We start from the raw sequence: 2499 nt of genomic DNA, 5'->3' as shown, positions 1-2499 counted from the left end.
CCTCCCGGGCCTCGCGGCGGCCGTCACCGGGTCACTCGTCGTCCTCGTCGTCGAGCCGCGCCAGCCAGGTGGCCAGCCGCTCGACCGGGACCTCGAAGTCCGGGTTGAGGTCGACGAACGTGCGCAGCTGCTCGGCCAGCCACCCCAGGGTGACCTCCTCCTCGCCGCGCCGGTTCTCCAGCTCCTCGATGCCTCGGTCGGTGAAGTACACGGTTCGCTCCGGTCCGGTGGGGATTGACCTGGTCAGGATAGTCCGGTCAGCTGGCCCGCCAGGTGCTGACGGTGACCTTGGCGGCCCCGGTGGTCGGGTCCGCCTGCTCGATCACCGCGACGGCGATGTTGCGGGTGACCCGGTCGCGGATGCACAGCAGACGGCCGGGCGCGACCCGGTTGTACGAGAGGTCGGTGTCCGGCCGGGAGTCGATCGCGGCGGCGCACTGCTCGGCGGTGACGGACGGCTCGGTGATCACCGCGAAGTCCGACTTGTTGTCGCCGTAGCTGGTGAAGGAGTTGGCCTTGCTGCCGGCGCCGCCGACGTTGACCACCCCGAGGCCCCACTTGAGGTCGGTGGAGCGGGGGACCACGGTGCCCGAGTCCAGGTCGATCCGGTAGGCGTCGGAGGAGTACTCGGCGCTGGGGATCGCCAGTGACTTCTTGTCCAGCATCGGGGAGTAGCCGGCCGGCCGGGCCGGGGCCGAGACGGTGCTCTGGCCGGGCTTCGAGGGCGCGGCCGTCACCGGGTCGGCGGAGGCCGAGGCGCTCGGGGAGGAGTTCGCCTTGGTCGCGTCCGGGCCCTGGGTCACGGTGACCGCGGCGGCCGACTTGTTGTCCGACTTGGTGTCGTCGCCCAGCTTCTTCATCAGCACCACGCCGCCCGCGGTGCCGCCGACCGCCATCACCAGGGCGACGGTGAGCAGCACCTTCCAGGACACCCCGCCCTTGCGCTTGGGCTCGGGCTCCGGGTCGGCGGTCACCACCGGGCCGGGCGGCGGAGTGTCGTACGACGGCGGCTCCGGCTGCTGGAGCCGGGCGGTCGGCGGGGCCGGCAGCACCGGCGCGGTCGGCGACTCGGTGGGCGGCTGCGGGGCGCCGTACGAGCCGACCGGCGGCGGAGCGAAGCCAGGTGGCGGCGTCACCGGCTGCTGCGGCGGGTGCACCGCAGTGGCCGGGTGGGCCGGTGCGCCGGCCGGGTGGGTCGGTGCGCCGGCCGGCGGCGGGGGAGTGGCCGGCATCGCGGGCAGCGGGGTCGGCGGGGTGGCGGGCGCGGCCGGCAGCGGGGTCGGCGGGGCCAGAAGGAATTGTTGCTGCGGGAGGTCGGAGCGACGGGTGATCTCGGTGTTGACCTCGCGCGGCAGCCAGTCGTCGCCGAACCGCAGCTGGCCGCCGACCTCCGGGTGGTTGCGGGCGACCTGGATGATCTCGGCGGGCGTGGGGCGGTCCTCCGGGGACTTCGCCAGACAGCGCTGGACCAGCTCGCGCAGGTCCGCCGGGACGCCCGTGAGGTCCGCCTCCTCGTGCACCACCCGGTAGAGCACCGCGGTGTCCGGGCCGTCGCCGAACGGCGCGGTGCCGCCGGCCACGTATGCGGCCAGGGCGCCGAGCGCGAAGACGTCGGTGGCCGGGGTGACCGGGCGGCCCTGGGCCTGCTCGGGGGACATGAAGGCGGGGGAGCCGATCCGGTAGCCGGTGCCGGTCAGGGCGGTGGCGTCGGCGGCTCGGGCGATGCCGAAGTCGATCACCCGCGGGCCGTCCCCGGCGACCAGCACGTTGGCGGGCTTGAGGTCGCGGTGGACCACCTCGACGCTGTGGATCGCCTGGAGGGCCTCGGCGATGCCGCCCATCAGCAGCAGCACGGTGCGCACCGGCAGTGCGCCGTTCTCGCGCACCACCTGCTGCAGGGACGGGCCCGGGACGTACGCGGTGACCAGCCAGGGGGCGTCGCCGTCCAGGCCGCCGGAGTCGATCACCTGCGCGGTGTAGAGCCCGTGGATGCGCTGGGCGTTGCTGACCTCCTGCGCGAAGCGGCGGCGGAACTCGCCGTCCTCGGCGAACTCCGGGCGCACCACCTTGAGCGCGACCGGGCGCCCGCCCGGGGTGTAGGAGAGGTAGACCCGGCCCATGCCGCCGGCGCCCAGCCGGGCGAACAGCCGGTAGCCGCCGACCTCCCGGGGGTCGTCCGGGAGGAGCGGCTGGAAGACCGGTGGGAGCTTGCCGGCGTCCCGAGGCGTGTCGGCGGTCATGTGGTGATCCCCCTGGGAGAGCGGTGAGGTGGTACGGCCGTGGCGGCCGGGCGCGCTGACGGGCGCCGGGGCTGCCGGACGGCGAGGCATAACCTATCGACCCGTCAGGATCCCGTGCACCGCGGTTCCGGTTTGGTTGCAGAGCTGGGACCTAACGGGCGGGGAGCACGAACGCAGGGCCGGGAGCACGAACGCGGGGCCGGGAGCACGAACGCGGGGCCGGGAGCGCGAACGCCCGCGGCCCCGCCCTCCCGGTGGG

Annotated in this window: 2 protein-coding genes; both read right to left on the bottom strand. The window is 74.7% G+C overall.

What is annotated here, in order from left to right; translation table 11 throughout:
* Positions 1 to 31 precede the first annotated feature (31 nt).
* Positions 32 to 211 (bottom strand): DUF6104 family protein, encoded by a 180-nt coding sequence (locus ACFU7Y_RS42990; RefSeq protein ID WP_049649445.1) that lies wholly within the window; start codon positions 209 to 211, stop codon positions 32 to 34.
* A 46-nt stretch (positions 212 to 257) separates the two neighbouring features.
* Positions 258 to 2240, bottom strand: a complete 1983-nt coding sequence (locus tag ACFU7Y_RS42985; RefSeq protein ID WP_380771909.1) for a protein kinase — start codon at positions 2238 to 2240, stop codon at positions 258 to 260.
* Between the last annotated feature and the right edge of the window lie 259 nt (positions 2241 to 2499).

Source organism: Kitasatospora sp. NPDC057542 (genome assembly GCF_042801945.1).
Lineage (GTDB): Bacteria > Actinomycetota > Actinomycetes > Streptomycetales > Streptomycetaceae > Kitasatospora.
The sequence above is the reverse complement of the archived record's forward strand: the minus strand, read 5'-3'. Positions and strand labels throughout refer to the sequence as shown.

Coding starts and splice junctions, on each gene's coding strand:
- ACFU7Y_RS42985 (WP_380771909.1), bottom strand. CDS start 2,240: ATGACCGCCGACACGCCTCGGGACGCCGGCAAGCTCCCACCGGTCTTC.